Source organism: Polynucleobacter sp. MWH-HuK1, assembly GCF_018881815.1.
In the GTDB taxonomy this organism is placed as follows: Bacteria; Pseudomonadota; Gammaproteobacteria; order Burkholderiales; family Burkholderiaceae; genus Polynucleobacter.
The window spans coordinates 1047097-1067520 of record NZ_JACVPP010000001.1; the positions used below are offsets into that span (position 1 = coordinate 1047097).

The window sequence follows — 20424 nt, forward strand, 5'->3', positions numbered from 1 at the left end:
CAATGCCGAATTGATCTAGATATTGTGTGGCAGTAATAAAGGTAACTGCACTAACGGAGCCGTAAGTAGCTGCAATTGCAGCTGCATCAAAGGCGCTCAGCTTTCTTCTTAATATCAGGTAGCCAATTATGGGAATAATGACGGCAAGAAATACTGCCAACCCTAGTGAGAAGGCAATCTCGCTAGTAAATCCCGACTTATGGAGAGCAAAGCCACCCTTGAGTCCTAGCGCCATTAATAAATAGAGCGATAGAAACCGAGAAATCTGTGGAGGAATTTCTAGATTGGATTTTACGGAGCCGGCAAAAACCCCAAAGATAAAGAACAGTATGGCGGGGTCTAGAAAATTAGTCATAGTTCAGAAGATAAGTAATTCACTATTGCTTAATAATGGCCTGCACAAGTGGATGCTGAATTTTTTTCTCAGAACGAATCGCATAAAAGTATTCATATATGTCATCGCAGCTACCAAGTAATTCAATGCCATAGGTATCTTTAAGGTCTTTTTCGATCAATTTACCGGCGGGAAAGACGCCGAGCCCACTGGCAGCAAAGGTCTTGAGTAGGGCGCTATCTTCAAATTCACCAACAATATTCGGAACAATGTCGTGCTTTTTTAGCCACTGATCAATCAGCGGGCGTACTGTGGAATGTGCTGTAGGCAGCAGTACCGGCAGATCTCTTAGGCATTCCGGAAATTTCCCTTTTACCTTTTTAGAAAGTTGCTTTGGTGCATACCAGGCGATCACCGTTTTTGTGAGCTCTTCGCTATAGACATTCAGATTTTTATTGCTCGGTGCCGGGCGATCCGCCAATACGATATCTAATCGATGCAAGGCGAGATCTGCTAACAAATCATCAAACTCGCCTTCATGTGCAATGAGTTGAACATCTTTGTGTTTCAGAATGGGCTCCAGCATTTGTCTAGTAACAAATTTCGGCAGACCATCAGAAACGCCAACGGTAATTTTGGTTTTAGGGGACTTGGCTGCATCTCTTACTGCCTCAGGCAGTCTTTCTCCAATGGAGAAGATTTGGTCGGCAATTTCTAGTGCAGCAAATCCGGATTCAGTGAGGGCGATTCCTCTCCCCGCGGGTTTAAAGAGCATGTACCCCAAAGACTTCTCTAATTCATGCACTTGGGCGCTAATCGTTTGAATGGCCATATCCAGGCGTTCAGCGGCTTTGGACATACTGCCTTCTTTGGCAACCACCCAAAAGTAATAAAGGTGACGATAATTGTAGGTATTGGCCATATTCAGTTTTTTCCGAAATTACTATCAATATATATCTGCTTTTAGCTAAATACAAATACACCTACATTAACCCCATGGTTAGTCATGGAATTTCATGTACTGCTTATTTAATCTAAACAGATAGAGGTATTCAATTGGAACTATTTAGCCCTGAGTTTTTTTCGGCACTACTAGCGATTGTGGTGATTGATTTGGTTTTGGCAGGCGATAACGCTATTGTGATTGCGATGGCTGCCAGAAATTTGCCAGCCCACTTGCAAAAGAAGGCCATTGTATGGGGAGCTTTAGGCGCAATTGCAGTGAGAAGCGCAATGACGCTGGTAGTAGTGTATTTGTTAAAGATCCCCGGCCTGATGCTAATCGGCGGTCTGCTCTTAGTGTGGATTGCATACAAACTTTTAACTCCAGCCAAAGATGAGGATGGCGGTCATGACAATGCTTCCACTAGTTTTTGGGGTGCAATGAAGACCATTGTGATTGCTGATGCAGTCATGGGTTTAGATAATGTCTTGGCAGTAGCAGGCGCATCTCATGGAAGCTATGTATTGGTCGTGCTTGGTTTGCTCATCAGCATTCCAATCGTGATTTGGGGTTCAACACAAATTCTGAAGTTGGTTGAGCGCTATCCATCCATTACTTATATGGGTGCAGGTGTATTGGCATGGACTGCGGCCAAGATGATGATCTCTGAGCCTATGGTTAAGGAAATGCAGTTATTCCAAAACCCTGCATTTGGGTATGCAGTCCAAGTCCTTGTGATATTTGGTGTTCTGTTTGGTGGTTTCATGAAGAGTAGGTTGGCGTTGGAGGAGACAATTGCGCCAGCTGTAGTTAATCCAGAGGTATCCGATAAGCAGTCTTACAACGTAGGAGAAAAGGTGATGAACAAAGTTCTAATTCCAGTTGATGATTCTAATAACGCTTTAATGGCCTTGAAACATGCAGTCAATATGTACGGTAAAGATAGTCAGACACACTTCCATATCTGCAATGTACAACCCACGCTGTACACCCACATCAGAAAGTTTTTAAGTAAGCAGACTATTAATGAGTGGCAGGCAGAACGTGCTCAAACCGCTGCAAAGTCAGCATCCGAATTTTTGGAAAAGGTAGGCGCGAATTTCTCCTTCACTTATGTAACTGGCGACAAGGGAGAAGCTTTGCGAGATGAGGCGCAGCGCTTAGGTTGCAATCGTATTGTGATTGGAACTGCGAAGAAGAATACCCTTAGCCGTTTATTTGAAAACTCCACTACGGCCAAATTACTGGAAATCAGTGATATTCCAGTTGAGGTGGTAACTGGCAAGTCCTTATCTACGCTTGAGCGTTGGGGAATCCCTGCGCTGGGTGCAGGTGCAGCAACTGCCTTAATGGCAGCGGTTATTGATTAGTTTTACAACCTGCGGTTCTCTTTATACCCTCTACCCGAGGGTATTTTTTTGACTAAATATTCAGTAAATAACAGAAATATTATCAATTAATATCTGCTTTATTAAGAATAAATAGCGCTTTAAATTGAGCCATAGATGTTCAAAAAAGGAGATAAATCATGAATGTCATCTTGGAAACAAAAGAACAAATCGAGCCAGAATTTAAAACGTTCACTGAGAACCGTGTGAAGTTCTCTCTGAAGAGGCTCTTTTGGTTGGTGCGAAAAATTAAAGTGAAGTATTCCTCTGTAGCCCAGACAAAAACAGGCTGCAATCAAAATTGCATTATTGAATTGCATACTTTTGATAATCGCCAGATCGAGGTCAGTTTTACTGCAAGAGATCGGAGAACTGCATTAGATATGGGTTTGAAGAAGGTCTACAAGCATATGCAAAAGGCATTTCATAAGGCTCAAAAGTATGGTCGCTTATCTGGTCGAGCGTACGCTTGATGAGGCTCATCGCTTTGTAGTCTAAATGTGATCTAATAAGATGAATAAACGGGGAGTAGCCAGCCCAGCAATGGGTCTCACATATCGTCATTACGGCCTTCAAGCCCGGTATATGGGTAATTTTTAAGGCAAGACCATTTACTATTTTCTAAATGGCCAAATATTGACTTTTTACCTCAAAAACCTTCGTTCTGGCATTGTTTTGCCTGCTTACGCCCCAAAACGGGGACGTTTTCTTGCTCTTCCGCATGGGTGGTTGGATAATTTGCATTTAGATACTTTGCAAGTTGGGCGTATGACGCGGTACCGATGTTTGGTCATTACTTTTGCTAGCACCTTAATGGTGGCAAATGTCAGCGCACAATCAAAAAAGTCATTCACCATTAATGACTTGATCTCCATCTCTTTAGAGTCAAGCCCCCAAGTTTTAGCTGCTCGTGACCAAGCCAAAGCAATTAAAGGGCAGCTTTCCACTGCAAAAGCCATCCCGAATCCAGAGTTTGAAGTGAATACAGGTCAACAACGATCTGTTACCGGGCCATTGACGGTGGGTAATGTTTCATCATGGGCGGTCACTCAGCCATTGGACATGCCTTACACCCGTTTCCCTAGAGTAAATGCTGCTGAGGCGAATCTACGGGCAGCAGAAGCAACGCGTGTTGCATTTGAAGTTGAGACAATCTCTAGAGTGCAGCAGCGTTTTTATGAACTTATGCGCCGAGAGGCGGAGCAAAAAGCGGCTGATGAAGATCTGAGTCTGACAAAACAGATTCGTGATCGTATGCAAATTCGGTATGACGTTGGTGAAACGGCGCGCTTCGAACTTATTCGAGTTCAAACAGAGTTTCTGAATGCACAAATCGCCGCAGAGTCTAGTAAGTTACGCGTGGAGCAGGCCCGTAGTCAGCTACGTCAAGTCGTTGGTCATCAAGTGCCAACAGATTTTACGGTTGTGGCAGAGCAGCCAAAGTCCGAGGTCTTGCCTTCATTAACTCAATTGCTAAATGAAGTTCAAAACCAAAGCCCAGAGTTACAAAAGGCAAAGGCAGAGGTTGAGGCAACAGAATCTAAGTTGAGTTTTGAAAAGAATTCACGCTTGCCTCGTTTGGCATTTAAGGCATCTCAATATAACGACCCTAACTTCACTGATCGCCTCTATGGTTTACAGGTGAGCATTCCGATTTGGGACTTCAAGGGCGGCCAAATAGCGGAGGCAGAAGCCAATGCCTCTAAAGCTAAAAACCAATTGAATGCCCAAAGCCAAACTTTAGATCAGCAAATGGAAACGGCTTATAAGCTTTACCAAATGACGAGCTATCAAGTGAAAGTGTTAAGCCAGGAAGTAGTGCAGTTGGCAGCCAGTGCGCAGCGTATTGCTGAGGTGTCTTATCGCTATGGTGAGCGCGGCATGCTCGAATATTTAGACGCACAACGAACCTTTAGGGCGGCGCGTAATGATTTGATTAAGGCGCGTTTTGATTTGGCTTCTGTGGTCACCGAGATTCAGAGATTAAGAGCGAGCCCAGAGTGGCTTGCAAAGATAGAAAGTGGAGTGCAATGAACCAAGAGTTAGCTGCAATGCTGAAAAAGGTAAAAGTCTGGAAAACCTTTTTGGTGCGAAAGATTAAATTTCATAAGAAGGAATTGTTTGGCCAAATTTTGCAGACCCAAAACCAGTTGTACGATCAAGCCCATCAATGGCTTGGAGAGCATGTGCCTGCTGTTACCGGCCGCTATGACAAATCGCCACATTGGTTTAAAAAAGGCATGTTCTATCTGCCTTGGTTCTGCGTATTCATCATAATTCTGAATTACTTCAACGTATTTGATAGAAGCCCTGCAGTCAAGTCTGTGCAAGATCCTAATATGGTTATCGTTAATCAAGATTTGCATAAGATGATTAAGGATGGTAAAGCCCAGGTATCTCCTTTTGTAGAAGAATTACGCGCTTCTGGTCGAATTGATTTCAACGAACGCTTTTTGGCGCGGATTGGCGCAAATGTCACAGGACGCGTGTCTGAGATTCTGGCTGTGCCGGGTCAGCAAGTAAAGCAAGGTGATATTCTGGCGAAAATTACTTCTACTGAGTTAACTCAATCGCAACTAGCTTACTTAAAAGCCAAGAGCGCAAGCCAATTGGCTGATCAAGCCGCTAATCGCGCAAAAATTCTTTACAAAGAAGATGTGATTGCTCTTGCAGAGCTGCAAAGACGCGAAGCTGAGGCAAGCAGTGCTAAGGCAGAGTTTCGTGCTGCTAATGATCAATTAAAAGTTCAGGGGATGGATCAAGCAAATATTGATAAGCTTGCCAAATCTGGTGTGATTGAATCTATTAATAATGTGATTGCCACAATTCCCGGTGAGATTGTCGAGCGCAAGATTAATCGTGGTCAGGTTGTACAGCCGTCCGATGCATTATTTACAGTGGCCGATCTCAGTACTCTGTGGGCTGTTTCTGAGGTGCCAGAGAGTAACTCCTATCTGATGCAAAAAGGGCAAAAAGCTTCGGTCATCATTCCAGCACTTAGAAATCAAGAAATTGACGGCGTCATTGCTCACGTAGATTCGATCGTGAATCCCCAGACTCGTACAGTAGTCGTTCGTATGGATCTGCCTAATAATAATGGCTCAATTAAGCCTGGTATGTTGGCAACCATGTTGATTGAAAGTCAGCCGGTTGATAAGTTGGTGGTGCCTTTGGGTGCAATTGTCCGAGAAGATAATCATGATCACGTTTTCGTCAGATTAGATGATGACACTTATCGCATGGTGGCCGTCAAGCTCGGCCCAGAGGGTAAAGGATACCGCCCTGTGATATCGGGTCTCAAAGAAGGTCAAGAGATTGCGATTGAAGGTGCTTATCACTTAAATACAGAGCGTAAGCGTCAGTTGAGTGGCGGATAACGGGTAGAAGTTAAATGATTGAAAGAATCGTTCGCCTCTCGTTACAGCAACGCTTATTGGTGGTGATTATTGCCATAGTATTGCTTGTTGCAGGATTATTGGCTACCAAAAGACTCTCTGTGGACGCCTTTCCGGATGTCACCAACGTGCAAGTCCAGGTTGCTGCAGAAGCCCCAGGAAAATCGCCAGAAGAGGTTGAACGTTTTGTAACTATCCCTATTGAATTGGCGATGACGGGTCTGCCAGGTTTGACAGAGATGCGCTCTTTAAATCGAAATGGCATCTCCGTTATTACCTTAGTCTTTACTGAAAAAACGGATATTTACTTTGCTCGTCAATTAGTCACAGAGCGATTAATTGAGGTTGCTTCAAGAATGCCGGTTGGCATCACTCCTGTATTGGCGCCGCCATCTACAGGTTTGGGTGAGGTATACCAGTACACAATAGATCATCCATCAGACCGACATCGCGAGCTTTCAGTAGACGAGCTTTCTGATCGTCGTGCAGTCCAGGATTGGATTGTGCGTCCAATGTTGCGCTCTATCCCTGGTGTAGCAGAGATCAATACACAAGGTGGCTACGCTAGGGAATATCAAGTCTTGGTGAATCCTGAACGCTTGCGTCATTATCAAATCAGCTTGCATGAAGTCTATCAAGCGCTTGCCAGAAACAATGCTAACTCCGGTGGCGGTCAGTTGCCCACTTATGCAGAGCGTTATCTCATTCGAGGTTTAGGCTTAATTACTAAGCCTGAAGATATTGGCAAAATTATCCTAAAAGAAGTAAAGGGTATTCCGGTATACGTGAGAAACGTGGCTGAGGTGACTATTGGTAGTGAAATTCGTCAGGGTGCCGCTATTAAGAATGGGTATACAGAAAGTGTTGCCGGCATTATTCAGATGATCCGTGGTGGTAATGCGCGAGAAGTAGTCAATCGCATCAAGCTCAAAGTTGAAGAAATTAACGAAGGTAAGTTATTACCCGATGGCTTGCAGATCGTGCCTTTCTACGATCGTACCGATTTGGTGAATGCCGCTATGTTCAACGTGGCAAAAGTGCTGGTTGAAGGTGTGATTCTGGTAATTATTTTGCTATTCCTCTTCTTGGGGGATGTGCGTTCATCTTTGATTGTGGTTGCCACACTGTTACTGACTCCGTTACTCACCTTTTTGGTCATGAATCGTTATGGCATTTCAGCGAACCTGATGTCTTTGGGTGGTCTAGCCATTGCGATCGGCATTATGGTGGATGGTTCCGTCGTAGTAGTGGAGAACACTTTTGCAAAATTGGGCGAGCGTCTTAAAGGTGGCGAATCCAAAAACAGGATTATCTTAGAGGCAGCATCCGAAGTGGGTAAACCGGTGCTCTTTGGTGTTGGCATCATCATTTTGGTCTTTATGCCGCTGCTCTCACTCGAGGGCATGGAAGGCAAGATGTTTGCTCCGATGGCGATTACGATTGCGATCGCATTAACTATCTCTTTGATTCTGTCATTTACTTTATCGCCAGTCTTGTGCTCTTATATCTTAAAGGGCGGTGGCGAGGATGACACCAAGATTGTTAAAAAAATGCGCGTTCCATACGAGCGCTGGTTGCATTGGTGTTTAGCCAACCCTAAATTGGTAGTTAAGCGCGCCATCATTGCTCTGGGTATTAGCTTGGTTGGGTTTGTCATGCTGGGTAAAGCCTTTATTCCGGTGATGCAAGAGGGTTCGATTACCCCTGTGATTGTTCGTGCGCCAAATATCTCTTTGGATGAGTCTATTAAGTTAGAGTTCGAGGCGATTAAACGCATCATGACTATTCCTGGTGTTGAGATGGCGGTCTCTCGATTGGGTAAGGGTGAGTCACCGGCAGACCCAGGTCAGCCGAATGAGTCTGACCCAATTGTGACACTCAAGCCTTTGGGTGATAGAGATTTAAGTCAGGAAGAAATCGCTCAACAAATTCGTGAGAAGCTCAAAACCTTACCTGGAATTGAGTTGGCAATCTCCCAACCAATTGCAGCTAGGGTAGACGAGATGGTGTCTGGTGTGCGTTCACAAGTAGCGGTCAAAATATTTGGTGACGAATTGCCTGTCTTGCAAAAACTCGGTTCACAAATTGGTCAGATTCTGACAAAGATGAAGGGCAGTAACGACTTACGTATTGAGCAGGCTTCTGGTCAGAACTATCTCAACATCAAGATTGATCGCAATGCGATTGCACGCTACGGTATCAACGTTTCCGATGTGAATGAAGTTATTGAAACGGCTATCGGCGGTAAGCAGGCCAGCACCATCTATGAAGGAGAGCGTCGCTTCCCATTAGTGCTGCGCTACCCCAGCCCTTATAGAGATAATATTGATGCCATTGAAAACATTATTTTGCATTCTCCAGATGGCGCTCAAGTGCTCATGCGCGACTTAGCTGAAATTTCCTTGATAGAAGGGCCGGCCCAAATCTCCCGTGAGTCCGGTAAACGTCGTTTAGTAGTGGGTGTGAATGTGGAAGGGCGCGACTTAGGTGGCTTTGTAAAAGAAGCCCAAGAGCTGATTGCCAAGAATGTGGAATTACCACAAGGCTATACATTGCAATGGGGTGGTCAATTTGAAAATATGCAAAGGGCGATGGCGCGCCTGATGATCATCATTCCTTTAACGGTCTTAGCTATTTTCTTTTTATTGTTTATGTTGTTTAAGTCAATTCGTTTGGCTGGACTCATTATTTTGGTTCTACCATTTGCATCGATTGGTGGCGTCTTTGGTTTATTCATCACTGGTGAATACCTCTCGGTACCAGCAGCAGTAGGATTTATTAACTTATGGGGTATCGCTGTGCTTAATGGCGTGGTTCTGATCTCCTTCATTAAGCAGTTAAGAGAAGATGGTTACAGCATGGAAGATGCTTTGCTTCATGGTTGTGGTCACCGATTTAGACCGGTCATGATGACTGCATCAGTAGCGATGTTGGCGTTGGTGCCAATGCTGTTCTCAGGTGGTCCTGGCTCAGAAGTTACTCGCCCATTAGCGGCTGTGGTGATTGCAGGATTAATCACCTCAACAGCGTTGACTTTATTAGTATTGCCCGTTTTATATAGATGGTTTGAAGACAAAGAGGTGGAAGCATGATGGAAGTTAAAGCGGTCATTCGCCCCAATAAATTACCCGCCCTCCGAGCGGCTCTGATGGAAACACCTGGTTTCCCAGGGATGACCGTAGCCAAGGTGGAAGGATGTAGCGCACCTTCAAAAACAAATAAGTCGAATATCAAAGACGAATTAACAGACTACTCGGCAAAAGTAAGGGTGGAAATTATTTGCAATGATGAGGTTGCTGAGTTACTCATGGATCGCATCGTCACAGTATGCCAGACAGGACAGGTAGGAGACGGAGTAGTGTGGTGCACCGAAGTGCCTAAAGCATTCTTTATTGCTAAATCAAGCTCGTAGTTAGGATTTAATCACTTCCAAAACCTCTTTGAATACGCCATTCTTGGCAGACTCAAGCCATTCGAATGCCAGCATTTCAGTGGTGATGAGATGTACTCCAGCTGAGCCTAGTCTGTGAAGTGCAATATCTCTGTCTAATACTCTACGAGATCCAACTGCATCGACCAAAATAGAGACTTTAAAGTTCTGGCGTAATAACTCTAATGCAGTTTGCATGACGCAGACATGAGTTTCGCAGCCACCTAGGATCAGATGCTCCCGATTCTTACACAGGGCATCAATAAGACCATCTTGACAAGCATCAAAATGCTCTTTTGTAACGGTTTTATCGCAAAAAGCAGCGATTTCTTTAAGGTTGTGCCCGATGCTTTGAGGGCTTTGCTCAGTCCCAAGTATGGGTACTTGCAGTAGTTGTGCAATCTTGGAAATTTTGATGCACTGTTGCGCTACTTTATCGCTTTCATAAATCGAGGGCATTAATCGACTTTGCAGGTCGATCAAAATTAGGGTGGACCGATTTGCTTGGATTTTCAATGGAATACGTCGGTCGCCATGTGGCGACCAACTAAGAGGGGTATGAAACTATTTGATCAGTAAAACAGGTTGTTTTGCTGAACTAGCAACACGCTGAGCAACAGAGCCAATTAATACATCTAGCAAACCACTGCGGCCTTTAACGCCCATCACAATCATGTCAACCTTGTCTTTATTCGCAGCAGCAATAATCTCTTGAGAGATAGCACCACGCTTAATGACCATATTGTGTTTAACTCCGGCTGCATCCAATACTTTCTGAGCAGGTTTTAATTCTTTTTCGCTAACTTCGCGTAAATAGTCGTCTACAACACTTTTGGCAACAAATTGTTTGACATGGCCAAGGCCAATATCATCATGTACGCTAATTAATGTCACTGTTACAGTACTGCGTGAATTTTTTGCAAGTTTTGCAACGTATTTAACTGCATTTAAAGAAGATTTTGAACCATCGATTGGTAACAATACTTTCATCTCGTCGACCCCTTTATATTTAAATTTATATTTCTTAAGTTTAAGTTAAATGTAGTTTGTAAACAATCATTGTTTTATGGTCTGTATGGCCTGATGATGGACTCGAGGCCGTAAGTGTCCTTGTTTTCTTCCATTTTCTGGATACTTTTTATGAGCTTAGTTACTTCTTTGCAGCCCATTTTTCTCAGTTTTTTTGGATCCACTCCATAGGTATCCACGAGTCGTCGACGGCGAGCTGAGCATATTTGGAATCGAATTATCCAAAATAACGCAAACAAGGCGGGCGATAGGAAAAGAAGGATTAATGTCATATGCTTATCGTATGCCTATTCAAAAGATGCGTGAAGCCTCTGGGCTGGTATAAGTTTAGTATACGAATAACTTAATTTAAAAAAGAAGTAATAATCGGCTATGTTTAGTTCCAATTTGCATGCTGTAGCATTTTCTCCCTTATTGTTCGCTTTTGCAGTATTGCTCTTTACTGCATTTGGATGGTTATTTGGGTACTATCGTTTAAAAGCACATAAGGATGAGAGCGTGATTGTGCGTGATCCCTTGGTGACAGCTATCTTTGGTCTAACCGCATTAGTTTTGGGATTCACTTTTTCAGGATCGGCGTCTCGATATTCTGGTCAGATAGACTCGATGCGCAATCAAGCCCAAGCTCTATATAAGGTTTACGGTTCTTTAAAGTATCTTGCGCCAAGTGATCAGCTTGAAGTTAAGAAGTCTCTAGATAAATTATTAGACACTCGGTTAAATGCATTTGCTAATATCAAATCCATGGCCGATGTTGATGTTCAGTTAGAAAATATACTGGCCGCAGTTAGAAAGATTCAAGAGCAGGTAATAACGGCTGCTGCCAACGCTCCCGCCAAGAATCAGCCCCTCATATCGGGCATACTGATGCCGCAGGTTAAAGATTTGAGTGTGGCTATTTCAGCAGGCAATATTGGTATTAAATCTCATCCACCTACCTTATTAATGAGATTTTTATTTGGTTTGTTATGCGTCACCGCCTTCTTGATTGGGTACACCATGGCAGTAAAAAAAGAGAATGACTGGTTATTAGCCGCTTTCTATACCACCGTGATTGGGGTGACGCTCTATGTAATTCTTTCTCTGGAGTTTCCTAATCTTTTGATGCCTTACGAAGAGATTAATAAAGACTTTTTATTGCTAAGGGATGCAGTGAAGTAATGTATTTGGATGGCGCACATCCAATCCATTGATGGACTTATTGATTTAACAGGTGTTGGCTTAAAAGGCTGGTGGCAGGGGCATGGCTAAGGCCCGCCTTAGTTGCGACTAGCAGGTTTCTCTTGGCCCAATCATCTTTAAGTTCTATTGCCTTCAGCCCCATGGCCTTAATTTGAGCGGCACAAGCCTGAATAGGCAATACGCCTATGCCTAAATTGACGGCAATCATTTGGCACATCGCATCATAGCTGCGTACCTGAATACGTAAACTCATTTGCTTGCCGAGCTTCTCAGCACTACGTGAGGTGAGCTCAAGGAGAGAACTGCCTCGATTAAGTCCTACGAAATCATATTCAAGACACTCTTCAAATGAAATACTTTTTCTTTTGCTTAGAGGGTGATCTTTACTGCAGGCAATAACCAGTTGGTCTTTGCCCATAATGTGAGTTTCTAATCCGGTAGTAATGGGGCCTTGCGCAAAAACACCAATATCTGCAATACCATCCATTAGCGCTCTTACAATGTCGCCACTGAGTTGCTCTTCCACCTCAACTTGTATTTCTGGATAGTCTTTTAAAAAGCTTGCTAAAGCTGATGGCAGAAACTCTGTTAAAGCAGACATATTAGCCCAAAGTCGAACGTGACCTTTGACACCTTTGGAATATTCGCCCAGCTCATTACTCAATTGCTCAAAACCTTGAAACAAACGCAGAGCATGTTGCATGACAGCATGGCCAGCGTGTGTCAATGTGACGCCCTTTACGGAGCGGTCCAGCAGAGCCATACCTACGGTTTCTTCAAATTCAGAAATCCGTCTACTGGCAGCAGATAACGCTAAATTGCACTCGTTTGCACCCTTCGTGATGCTCCCGGATTGAACGATCGCGCAGAATAGCTTGAGGGTAACAAAGTCAACTCTGGCGGGGTTTAGAGGGGATTTCATGGGGTAATTTTACCCATACCTTCGCAAAATGAGAAGGATGTACCCATAAATAGCAATTTTCAGCCTTAATGAAGAAAGGTAAATTGGCGTAAAAGCAATTCAGGGGAATGTATGGAGCCATTAGCAAACTTAAAGGTCGTCGAGATGGGGCAGCTTATTGCTGGGCCATTTGCAGCAAAAACATTGGCTGATTTTGGGGCTGATGTCATTAAGATCGAGCCACCCAAAGTTGGCGATGCTTTGCGTAAATGGCGACTATTAAAAGATGGCACCTCAATTTGGTGGCAAGTACAGTCGCGTAATAAACGTTCTCTCTCTTTGGATTTAAAAGAGGCAGAGGCTCAAGATATCGTCAGAACCCTACTTAAAGAAGCGGATGTATTAATTGAAAACTTTCGTCCAGGAACATTAGAAAGTTGGGGTCTTGATCCAGAAAAATTACTTGAACTCAATCCTAAACTGATTGTTCTGCGGATTAGCGGTTATGGTCAGACAGGTCCATACAGGGATAAGCCTGGCTTTGGTGTTGTTGCAGAAGCTATGGGCGGCTTACGTCACCTCACTGCTGAGCCTGGAAGAGTGCCTGTTCGTGTGGGTATCAGTATTGGCGACACTTTGGCTTCATTACATGGTGTGATTGGTATTTTGTTGGCACTGCAGGAGCGACACAACAGTGGCAAAGGTCAAATTATTGATATTGCTTTGTATGAGGCGGTATTTAATTGTATGGAAAGTTTGCTTCCTGAGTACAGTGCATTCGGTGAGGTTCGCCAAGCGGCTGGAAGTGCTTTGCCAGGCATAGCGCCAACTAATGCGTATCAATGCGCAGATGGTGGTTATGTATTAGTTGCGGGTAACGGGGATAGTATTTTTAAAAGACTGATGGCTGTGATTGGCCGAGATGATTTAGGCAATGATCCGCAGCTAGAAAATAATGATGGACGTGTAAAGCGTGTAGTGGAGTTGGATCAAGCAATTGGTGAATGGGCAAAAACACTCAGCACTACTAAAGTATTAGAAGTGCTCGATTCGGTTGCTGTGCCAGCAGGACGTATTTATACCGTTGCTGATATCGCAAATGACCCCCATTACAAGGCTAGGGAAAATATTCAGACTATTCAAATGAAGGACGGTAGCAAGGTAGATGTTCCTGGCGTGATACCAAAATTGTCTCGAACACCGGGATCTATTAAGGCACTTGCACCAGATATCGGGCAGAACACTGATGAGATATTAAAGAGCATCGGTTTAACCGATGATCAAGTGGCTTCTTTAAAAGAGCGCGGCATTGCATTTACGAAGTAAATGAAAATTAAAAGAAAAGATAAGAAAGCTAATAAGAGAAAAATAAACAAAGTAAAAAAGAGGAAAATAAAGAGAAAAAATGACCAGAATTTATTTCAATGACGTTGTAACCAGAGATGGCTTTCAGATTGAACCTAACTTTATTCCAACGGACGACAAGGTAAGGTTGGTGGATGAGCTCAGTGACTGTGGCTTTGCCAAAATTGAGGTGACCTCATTTACTTCACCAAAGTCAATTCCAATGCTCAGAGATGCCGAAGAAGTAATGGGCAGAATTAAAAGGGTTCCAGGGGTTGAGTACACGGTATTGGTACCTAATTTACGTGGTGCCGAACGTGCATTTGAATCCAAGGCTGATGAATTCAATCTGGTGATGTCAACATCCGAGACGCATAACTTGGCTAATCTTAGAATGGGGCGAGAAAAGAGTTTTGCTGGATTAGCGCAAGTTATCAAGTTCGTTAATGGCAGAACACCAATCAATGTTTCGCTCTCAACGTGCTTTGGTTGTCCTATGGAGGGTGAAGTTCCTCAAGTAGTAGTTGAGCAATTTGCACAGCGCTTTGCCGACTTGGGTGTGAGAGGTCTTACGATTTGCGACACAACCGGTATGGCCAATCCAGATCAAGTAAAAAAGATGAGTGAGGCATTGCAAAAGCAATTTCCGAGCTTGCAATTGACTTTGCACTTTCACAACACGAGAGGTATGGGCTTGGCTAACGTTCTGGCTGCAGTGCAATCTGGGATTGTTCGCTTTGACGGTTCCTTGGGTGGCTTAGGCGGATGTCCATATGCCCCTGGAGCAAGTGGCAACATCTCAAGTGAGGATGCTATTCATATGCTCGATGCAATGGGGTATGACACGGGCATGAATATTCCTAAGTTGTTACAGCTAGCAAAAGAGTTACCTCAGATCGTAGGGCATGAAGTTCCAGGGCAGGTGGCCAAGGCAGGTATCACCTACACATTACATCCAGAGCCAAGCTACGTAGATGAATTGCGTCGCGCTCAATAATTAGGAAATAGATCATGATTGACCATTTAGATCACCTAGTACTCACTACCGCTAAGGAAGCGGAGTGCGTAGATTTTTACACCCGCGTTATGGGTATGAAACTGGAATCATTCATTGGTGGTACTCCACCGGTAGAACGCAAGGCATTTAAGTTCGGCAACCAAAAAATTAACTTACATATCAAGGGCAAAGAGTTTGAGCCCAAGGCGGATACTCCGACACCTGGGGCGCTCGATCTGTGTTTTATTGCTGATCGCTCCCTAGAGCAGGTGATTGCAAAGCTCAAAGCAGAGGCGTGGCCCATTATTGAAGGCCCAGTGGTCCGTACTGGCGCAACACAAAAGATTAACTCGGTATATGTACGAGACCCAGATCAGAACTTGATTGAAATTTCTGAGCTAATTTAATCGCCTATAAATCAATATTGCACACTGAGTTATGACTAATCATTCTGAAATGGATTCCAAAGATGAGGAAGATCTCCAAAGGGAGGGCTCTGTGCCGGAAACCCCTAAAAATGAGAATGAGACAAAAGAGAATGAGACTCCAGCAAGCTCTTGCGATTCCAGAAAGAAGAATCTCAGTAAACGTGAAATCATGGAAGAGTTATCCCGTGCCCGATTCCCTTGGGACGAATAAACACAGATTCCCAGTAGAACCATATAATTGCTAGCTATAGCAGTTAGCAAAAAATACTACAAAAGGGATGACATCAATGAGTAATAAGTTAAGAGTAGGCTTTATTGGCCTTGGCATCATGGGTCAAAGCATGGCGGGGCATATATTAGCTGCTGGCCATCCCTTGAATGTTTTTAATCGCTCAAAAGCCAAGACCGATGATTTAGTTGCTAAAGGCGCTAAGTGGTTTGACACGATCGGCGACCTTGCTGCTGAGTCCGATGTCATTATCACGATGGTTGGTTATCCATCTGATGTTGAGCAGGTTTATTTCGGTGCAGGCAATATTTTGGATCGCGCCAAGAATGCCTATCTCATTGATATGACAACTTCTAGCCCATCTTTGGCCAAGAAGATTGCGGATGAAGCAGAAAAGCGTGGTTGCCATAGTTTGGATGCACCTGTATCTGGTGGTGATATTGGCGCACGTAATGCCAAACTCTCCATCATGGTGGGTGGTAAGCAAGCTGACTTTGATGCGGTGCTTCCGATTCTGAAAATCATGGGTACTAATGTTGTATTGCAGGGCGGCCCTGGAGCCGGCCAACATACCAAGATGTGTAATCAGATTGTGATCGCGGGAACCATCATGGGTGTAGGTGAAGGCTTGGGTTACGCTAAATCAGTAGGCCTCAATCCTGCAACGGTCATGGAGTCTATTGGTGGCGGTGCTGCATCCGGTTTTCAGTTGATCAATCTAGGCGCAAAGATGATTGTTGGTGACTATGCCCCAGGTTTCTATGTAGAACACTTCTTAAAAGATTTAGGTATTGCATTAGAGGAGGCGGATAAAGTGAAGCTTGAGTTACCAGCACTAGCCTTAGCGAAAAAGCTTTACGATGAGTTAGTTGCCAATGGCTGCTCGCGTGATGGAACGCAAGTGATCTATACGCGCTATATCAAGTAAATCAGATTTAGCGGCAGGTTTCTTATTGCTAGAAAAGGCCACCCTCGGGTGGCTTTTTTATTGCATCCAATAAACCTGAGTAATTTTGTTATGTATTTCGGATAGTCATCCTAAGAGCGCATACTTAAGGGATGAATAAAGAATTAAGAGTATTTAGAGTTTTAGCGGTAGCTTTATGTGTGGGTTTAGGTGATTTGGCGCAGGCAGTCACTCCCCAGGATCTATTAAAGACCTATGAAGCGCAGTCTGGCAAAGCATCCTCAGCCAGAGGCGAGCAATTTTTTAATGCTAAGCACGGTAAAGAGTGGAGTTGCGCTTCTTGCCATGAAAACCCACCCAATCACGATACTAAGCACATTGTTACCGGCAAAGTCATTAAGCCTTTGTCACCAAATGCCAATCCAGTACGCTTTACTGACGAAGCGAAAGCGGAGAAGTGGTTTAAAAGGAACTGTAACGATGTCCTAGGGCGCGATTGCACTGCGCAAGAAAAGGCAGATGTTCTTGCATGGCTAATAAGTATCAAGTGATGGATTAAATGAGACCGGCATGAAAAAACTTTTTACATTGATCTTCGCTTTTTTTGTAATGACTCCCACAATGGCGGCGAAGATGCCTATGCCAGCAGATGCGCCTAAATCCTATGAATCTGAATGTGCTAGTTGTCACATGGCTTATCCACCAGGATTGCTCAATGAGAAGAGTTGGCAAAATGTGATGAACGGGCTAAATAAACACTTTGGCACCGACGCCAGTCTTGATGCAAAAGATCAAAAAGAAATTTCTGCCTGGCTGCAAAAGAATGCCGCTACCAAGAAAAAATATGATGTATTGGCACCAGATAATCGTATTACCAAAACACCTTGGTTTATTCGTGAGCATGATGAGATCAAAGTAGATGTTTGGAAAAGAGCGGGCGTTAAAAGCCCTGCTAACTGCGGAGCCTGCCACACCACTGCAGCCGAAGGTGTCTTTAGTGAAAAAAGTATTTCGATACCTGCCAAATGAGCGATAAACAATCCATTCTGGTGTGGGATGTTCCCACACGTGTTTTCCATTGGCTATTAGTGATTTGTTTTGCTGGTGCATGGCTTACTTCTGAGAGTGAGCGGCTGCAGATGATTCACTATGCATTTGGCTATTCAGCTTGTTTATTAGTACTCTTTAGGTTGATCTGGGGAGTTGTAGGTACAAGATACGCACGCTTTACCCAATTCATCAAGGGTCCAGCAGAAATGATGAAGCATGCAAAGGGCTTATTAAGTAGCCATTCACACAGCGCTGTTGGACATAACCCAGTAGGCGGCATCGTGATGGTTGGCCTTATGCTATTGATTTTATTGATTGGGCTAACAGGCTACTTTAGCGTGAAGGAGTTTTTGGGTGATTTAATGGGCGAGGCACATGAAGCAATTGCCAGCCTAGCGCTAGCAGTGGTGGTTATTCACGTTGCAGCAGCAATCATCATGAGTGTTCTTCAAAAAGAGAATCTCATTAGAGCAATGGTGACAGGTAAAAAGCGCGGTTTGCCTGAGCAAGCCATTCGGTTTCCACAGTATTTAATTGGGCTCTTGCTTATCCTAGGATCAATCTACTGTTTTTACATGATTCTTACTGGAGCGGTTCCTAGTTTGACCCAGTAGTCAGCAATAGATTTTTGTGGGCAAAAAGCCCTCAAATAGCTTGATCTGTCAGATATTGTGATGTCACCTCGAGCGACAAAACTACTAAAAGGGCATAGAATTAAAGAATGAGAAAGATCTGTATCGCTCTTTGCCTAAGCCTCTTTGCCAGCTTGATTCATGCGGCAATGATGCCTCTTGGGCAACCCGTTTCTCAATCATCAGTTAGCCAGGGTCATCATCAGCTTTCTGTATTTGATGGCTCAGCGCACCATTGTGATGAAGTCGCCAGCAATACATCCGATAGCAATAGCAAGCGGCCTTGTCACGGCGATAGTTATCAGTGTTGCTTAGGTTTGGCTTTTATTTCACCCTTGGCTGTACTGGTTTCTGTGGATTTGAATGTAAATCCAGCTCCAAATTATTCCTCATTGGCGCTTCAGCCGATGATTAACTATATCTATAAACCTCCAAAGTCCTAAGCTCTTTTTGTAGTACACATTAGCTTAAATTGTGATTTCAAGTCGCGGACTTATTTTGGAGAAATGCTATGAACATGACTCACTACATGGAGTTATTGGCTGTTAACCAGCCTTGGAATTTAATTATCTTTATGGCCATCCCGGTGATCTTGGCTGAGACTTTAGCGATTACGGAGTTGTACCTGCTCTTCACTCGTAAGTTTGATGGGGCTGTTTATTACCTAAATCGTTTTGCTGGGATTGCAGTAGGTATCTACTTTATTGGCATTATTTACTACATAGTGGCCAATGCCATCATCCCGATTACTAAAGCGGGCGAGTGGCGAACCATCATTGATGTCATTGCGGTATTTACTTACGTCATTGCTGGCTTGCCATTGATTTGGATTGCCTTACAGGAGTTAGGACTGGTTAATAAAGCGCTTGACCAAATGGGTAGGCTCAAAGTTCATGCGATTTGCGTGGCTTTGTTTTTGGTGTTTGGACACATCGCCATGATTGCCGGTATGGCTGATCCAGGCATTCTTGGATACAAAGCTGCTGGCAACCATCAAATGGGTGAGTCAAATAACTACGAGCATTGTGACCCTGCAATGCACCAGCAGATGATGGGTGATCATCAAAAAATGATGAATGGAAGTGCGCCATCTTCTGCCATGCCAATGAGAAAGCAAAGTCACCAGCATTAAAAGTCTGCGCCTATTGTGCGAATAAATGGCTTGCACAAGTTGCTCAAATGACCCTCTAAAGCCCTCTTAATGAAAGTTTAGAGGGCTTTTTTATGGTTTGTGCATCGAGAAGCGATATCTTGACTAAGGTATAGTATTTTTTGATGCATTAATAAAAAATAGGAGAACACATGAACCGCGAACTATTTGAAAAAGGCCTAAAAACACGTAAAGAAGTTTTAGGGGCTGAATATGTTGAGACTTCATTAAGAAATGCAGATGACTTCAATATGCCTATGCAAGAGTTGGTTACGGAGTACTGCTGGAATGAAATCTGGAATCGACCTGGCTTAGAGAGAAAAACCCGTAGCTTTCTAAATCTAGCAATGATTGCCGCTTTGAATCGTCCGCATGAATTGAAATTGCATGTACGCGGCGCCATTAACAATGGCATCACTAAGGATGAAATTCGGGAAGTATTTATGCAGGTAGCCATTTACTGCGGCGTCCCTGCGGCTATTGATAGCTTCCGTGTCGCAAAAGAGGTCTTCAAGGAGATGGGAATTTAAGGCTATTTCAATGTAGCAATATTTAGCTGGTACTTAAAATATTGCTTTAGGTCTCCCAGCGTATAAAATATTGAAAATTCCATAAACGAGAAAACATATGAAAACTAAACTATTAAGCATTTTTGCAGCACTCACATTAGTAGCTTGTGCAGCTCCTGTAACGCAAACGGAGATTCAGCAGGCTAAATTCCCACCAGCTCCAAAGCAGGCTGATATTGATAAGGAGGTAAATACTTATCTTAAGTCAGCCCTGAACACTCCCGATATGCCAACAAAAGAATGCGCCCCTGCGCGCAAGGCTTGGGCAAGGGCGTTAGCTTTTGAGACCCCAAAATTTGGTTGGATGGTGGTTTGCGATATTAAGGCTAAGGAACGCTCAGGTGGTGATAGCGCTATGAAGACCTACATGTTCTTATTTACCACCAATGGAAACTACGCTTATGATGCTGCCTCCTTTGGCAATATCAACAATAACGTTCAGTTTTTGGACTTAATCAAGTAATTTCCTTGCGATGCTGAATGAATAAAGCCACCTTCGGGTGGTTTTTTAATTGA

At 43.8% G+C, this 20424-nt stretch carries 24 protein-coding genes and 1 pseudogene; 20 read left to right on the forward strand and 5 right to left on the reverse strand.

The window, feature by feature from the left end:
* Together ICE93_RS11395 and ICE93_RS05495 are read right to left on the reverse strand one after the other, a co-directional pair.
* Window positions 1-355: sodium-dependent bicarbonate transport family permease (locus tag ICE93_RS11395; protein WP_255554508.1), on the reverse strand; the 355-nt coding region annotated here is incomplete at its 3' end.
* A gap of 22 nt (window positions 356-377) precedes the next feature.
* Window positions 378-1256 carry a LysR family transcriptional regulator gene (locus tag ICE93_RS05495; RefSeq protein ID WP_216186332.1) on the reverse strand — a complete coding sequence of 293 codons (879 nt, stop codon included), beginning with the start codon at window positions 1254-1256 and terminating at the stop codon, window positions 378-380.
* 134 nt (window positions 1257-1390) lie between these two features.
* Here ICE93_RS05495 and ICE93_RS11400 point away from each other — a divergent pair.
* The 7 genes and pseudogenes from ICE93_RS11400 to ICE93_RS05525 all read left to right on the forward strand — a co-directional run.
* Window positions 1391-2059 (forward strand): annotated as a pseudogene (locus ICE93_RS11400) (TerC family protein); the annotation flags it as partial.
* Between the two features lie 78 nt (window positions 2060-2137).
* Entirely contained in the window at window positions 2138-2647 is a 510-nt protein-coding gene (locus ICE93_RS11405; protein ID WP_255554692.1) for a universal stress protein, read from the forward strand.
* A 158-nt stretch (window positions 2648-2805) separates the two neighbouring features.
* Window positions 2806-3138 carry a hypothetical protein gene (locus ICE93_RS05505; protein ID WP_216186336.1) on the forward strand — a complete coding sequence of 111 codons (333 nt, stop codon included), beginning with the start codon at window positions 2806-2808 and terminating at the stop codon, window positions 3136-3138.
* Between the two features lie 295 nt (window positions 3139-3433).
* Window positions 3434-4699 carry a TolC family protein gene (locus ICE93_RS05510; protein ID WP_216186338.1) on the forward strand — a complete coding sequence of 422 codons (1266 nt, stop codon included), beginning with the start codon at window positions 3434-3436 and terminating at the stop codon, window positions 4697-4699.
* Window positions 4696-6042 (forward strand): efflux RND transporter periplasmic adaptor subunit, encoded by a 1347-nt coding sequence (locus ICE93_RS05515; RefSeq protein WP_216186340.1) that lies wholly within the window; start codon window positions 4696-4698, stop codon window positions 6040-6042. The genes ICE93_RS05510 and ICE93_RS05515 overlap by 4 nt, the downstream gene beginning before the upstream one ends.
* Window positions 6043-6056: 14 nt before the next feature.
* Window positions 6057-9152, forward strand: coding sequence for an efflux RND transporter permease subunit (locus tag ICE93_RS05520; protein ID WP_216186342.1), 3096 nt, complete (start codon window positions 6057-6059; stop codon window positions 9150-9152).
* Window positions 9149-9472 (forward strand): P-II family nitrogen regulator, encoded by a 324-nt coding sequence (locus tag ICE93_RS05525; protein WP_216186344.1) that lies wholly within the window; start codon window positions 9149-9151, stop codon window positions 9470-9472. Before ICE93_RS05520 ends, ICE93_RS05525 begins: the two co-directional genes overlap by 4 nt.
* Here ICE93_RS05525 and ICE93_RS05530 read toward each other — a convergent pair whose 3' ends face one another.
* Window positions 9473-10006, reverse strand: a complete 534-nt coding sequence (locus ICE93_RS05530; protein ID WP_255554509.1) for an isochorismatase family protein — start codon at window positions 10004-10006, stop codon at window positions 9473-9475.
* Window positions 10007-10054: 48 nt separating this feature from the next.
* Complete coding sequence (locus tag ICE93_RS05535) at window positions 10055-10480, reverse strand: universal stress protein (RefSeq protein WP_216186348.1); 426 nt, start codon at window positions 10478-10480, stop codon at window positions 10055-10057.
* Window positions 10481-10891: 411 nt separating this feature from the next.
* On the opposite strand from ICE93_RS05535, the gene ICE93_RS05540 reads away from it, so the two are divergent.
* Window positions 10892-11680 (forward strand): hypothetical protein, encoded by a 789-nt coding sequence (locus ICE93_RS05540; RefSeq protein WP_216186350.1) that lies wholly within the window; start codon window positions 10892-10894, stop codon window positions 11678-11680.
* Between the two features lie 37 nt (window positions 11681-11717).
* On the opposite strand, the gene ICE93_RS05545 is transcribed toward ICE93_RS05540, so the two are convergent.
* On the reverse strand, window positions 11718-12623 hold the full coding sequence (locus tag ICE93_RS05545; RefSeq protein WP_216186352.1) for a LysR family transcriptional regulator: 906 nt from the start codon (window positions 12621-12623) through the stop codon (window positions 11718-11720).
* A gap of 111 nt (window positions 12624-12734) precedes the next feature.
* On the opposite strand from ICE93_RS05545, the gene ICE93_RS05550 reads away from it, so the two are divergent.
* The 12 genes from ICE93_RS05550 (at window position 12735) to ICE93_RS05605 (ending at window position 20371) form a co-directional block, all read left to right on the forward strand.
* Window positions 12735-13928, forward strand: a complete 1194-nt coding sequence (locus ICE93_RS05550) for a CaiB/BaiF CoA-transferase family protein (RefSeq protein ID WP_216186354.1) — start codon at window positions 12735-12737, stop codon at window positions 13926-13928.
* Window positions 13929-14007: 79 nt separating this feature from the next.
* Window positions 14008-14943 carry a hydroxymethylglutaryl-CoA lyase gene (locus tag ICE93_RS05555; protein ID WP_216186356.1) on the forward strand — a complete coding sequence of 312 codons (936 nt, stop codon included), beginning with the start codon at window positions 14008-14010 and terminating at the stop codon, window positions 14941-14943.
* A 14-nt stretch (window positions 14944-14957) separates the two neighbouring features.
* Entirely contained in the window at window positions 14958-15350 is a 393-nt protein-coding gene (locus ICE93_RS05560) for a VOC family protein (RefSeq protein ID WP_216186357.1), read from the forward strand.
* A gap of 31 nt (window positions 15351-15381) precedes the next feature.
* The gene (locus ICE93_RS05565; RefSeq protein WP_216186359.1) at window positions 15382-15582 is read left to right on the forward strand and encodes a hypothetical protein; all 201 of its coding nucleotides are present in this window, start codon (window positions 15382-15384) and stop codon (window positions 15580-15582) included.
* A 76-nt stretch (window positions 15583-15658) separates the two neighbouring features.
* Entirely contained in the window at window positions 15659-16528 is an 870-nt protein-coding gene (locus ICE93_RS05570) for an NAD(P)-dependent oxidoreductase (protein ID WP_255554510.1), read from the forward strand.
* 131 nt (window positions 16529-16659) lie between these two features.
* Window positions 16660-17058, forward strand: coding sequence for a DUF1924 domain-containing protein (locus ICE93_RS05575; protein WP_216186363.1), 399 nt, complete (start codon window positions 16660-16662; stop codon window positions 17056-17058).
* 19 nt (window positions 17059-17077) lie between these two features.
* On the forward strand, window positions 17078-17536 hold the full coding sequence (locus tag ICE93_RS05580) for a diheme cytochrome c (protein WP_255554512.1): 459 nt from the start codon (window positions 17078-17080) through the stop codon (window positions 17534-17536).
* Window positions 17533-18171 carry a cytochrome b/b6 domain-containing protein gene (locus ICE93_RS05585; protein WP_216186365.1) on the forward strand — a complete coding sequence of 213 codons (639 nt, stop codon included), beginning with the start codon at window positions 17533-17535 and terminating at the stop codon, window positions 18169-18171. Before ICE93_RS05580 ends, ICE93_RS05585 begins: the two co-directional genes overlap by 4 nt.
* A 107-nt stretch (window positions 18172-18278) precedes the next feature.
* Entirely contained in the window at window positions 18279-18632 is a 354-nt protein-coding gene (locus tag ICE93_RS05590; RefSeq protein ID WP_216186367.1) for a hypothetical protein, read from the forward strand.
* A 68-nt stretch (window positions 18633-18700) separates the two neighbouring features.
* Window positions 18701-19321: a DUF6803 family protein gene (locus ICE93_RS05595; protein WP_216186369.1), complete on the forward strand. Its 621-nt coding sequence runs from the start codon at window positions 18701-18703 to the stop codon at window positions 19319-19321.
* Window positions 19322-19491: 170 nt separating this feature from the next.
* A complete protein-coding gene (locus tag ICE93_RS05600) occupies window positions 19492-19869 on the forward strand; it encodes a carboxymuconolactone decarboxylase family protein (protein WP_216186371.1) in 378 nt (125 codons plus the stop codon).
* Window positions 19870-19966: 97 nt separating this feature from the next.
* Window positions 19967-20371 (forward strand): hypothetical protein, encoded by a 405-nt coding sequence (locus ICE93_RS05605; protein ID WP_216186373.1) that lies wholly within the window; start codon window positions 19967-19969, stop codon window positions 20369-20371.
* Window positions 20372-20424 lie beyond the last annotated feature (53 nt).

Bases quoted from the DNA above. Each gene is read 5' to 3' on its own strand.
- ICE93_RS05495 (WP_216186332.1), bottom strand. From the start codon at position 1,256: ATGGCCAATACCTACAATTATCGTCACCTTTATTACTTTTGGGTGGTT.
- ICE93_RS11405 (WP_255554692.1), top strand. From the start codon at position 2,138: ATGAACAAAGTTCTAATTCCAGTTGATGATTCTAATAACGCTTTAATG.
- ICE93_RS05505 (WP_216186336.1), top strand. From the start codon at position 2,806: ATGAATGTCATCTTGGAAACAAAAGAACAAATCGAGCCAGAATTTAAA.
- ICE93_RS05510 (WP_216186338.1), top strand. From the start codon at position 3,434: ATGACGCGGTACCGATGTTTGGTCATTACTTTTGCTAGCACCTTAATG.
- ICE93_RS05515 (WP_216186340.1), top strand. From the start codon at position 4,696: ATGAACCAAGAGTTAGCTGCAATGCTGAAAAAGGTAAAAGTCTGGAAA.
- ICE93_RS05520 (WP_216186342.1), top strand. From the start codon at position 6,057: ATGATTGAAAGAATCGTTCGCCTCTCGTTACAGCAACGCTTATTGGTG.
- ICE93_RS05525 (WP_216186344.1), top strand. From the start codon at position 9,149: ATGATGGAAGTTAAAGCGGTCATTCGCCCCAATAAATTACCCGCCCTC.
- ICE93_RS05535 (WP_216186348.1), bottom strand. From the start codon at position 10,480: ATGAAAGTATTGTTACCAATCGATGGTTCAAAATCTTCTTTAAATGCA.
- ICE93_RS05540 (WP_216186350.1), top strand. From the start codon at position 10,892: ATGTTTAGTTCCAATTTGCATGCTGTAGCATTTTCTCCCTTATTGTTC.
- ICE93_RS05545 (WP_216186352.1), bottom strand. From the start codon at position 12,623: ATGAAATCCCCTCTAAACCCCGCCAGAGTTGACTTTGTTACCCTCAAG.
- ICE93_RS05550 (WP_216186354.1), top strand. From the start codon at position 12,735: ATGGAGCCATTAGCAAACTTAAAGGTCGTCGAGATGGGGCAGCTTATT.
- ICE93_RS05555 (WP_216186356.1), top strand. From the start codon at position 14,008: ATGACCAGAATTTATTTCAATGACGTTGTAACCAGAGATGGCTTTCAG.
- ICE93_RS05560 (WP_216186357.1), top strand. From the start codon at position 14,958: ATGATTGACCATTTAGATCACCTAGTACTCACTACCGCTAAGGAAGCG.
- ICE93_RS05565 (WP_216186359.1), top strand. From the start codon at position 15,382: ATGACTAATCATTCTGAAATGGATTCCAAAGATGAGGAAGATCTCCAA.
- ICE93_RS05570 (WP_255554510.1), top strand. From the start codon at position 15,659: ATGAGTAATAAGTTAAGAGTAGGCTTTATTGGCCTTGGCATCATGGGT.
- ICE93_RS05575 (WP_216186363.1), top strand. From the start codon at position 16,660: ATGAATAAAGAATTAAGAGTATTTAGAGTTTTAGCGGTAGCTTTATGT.
- ICE93_RS05580 (WP_255554512.1), top strand. From the start codon at position 17,078: ATGAAAAAACTTTTTACATTGATCTTCGCTTTTTTTGTAATGACTCCC.
- ICE93_RS05585 (WP_216186365.1), top strand. From the start codon at position 17,533: ATGAGCGATAAACAATCCATTCTGGTGTGGGATGTTCCCACACGTGTT.
- ICE93_RS05590 (WP_216186367.1), top strand. From the start codon at position 18,279: ATGAGAAAGATCTGTATCGCTCTTTGCCTAAGCCTCTTTGCCAGCTTG.
- ICE93_RS05595 (WP_216186369.1), top strand. From the start codon at position 18,701: ATGAACATGACTCACTACATGGAGTTATTGGCTGTTAACCAGCCTTGG.
- ICE93_RS05600 (WP_216186371.1), top strand. From the start codon at position 19,492: ATGAACCGCGAACTATTTGAAAAAGGCCTAAAAACACGTAAAGAAGTT.
- ICE93_RS05605 (WP_216186373.1), top strand. From the start codon at position 19,967: ATGAAAACTAAACTATTAAGCATTTTTGCAGCACTCACATTAGTAGCT.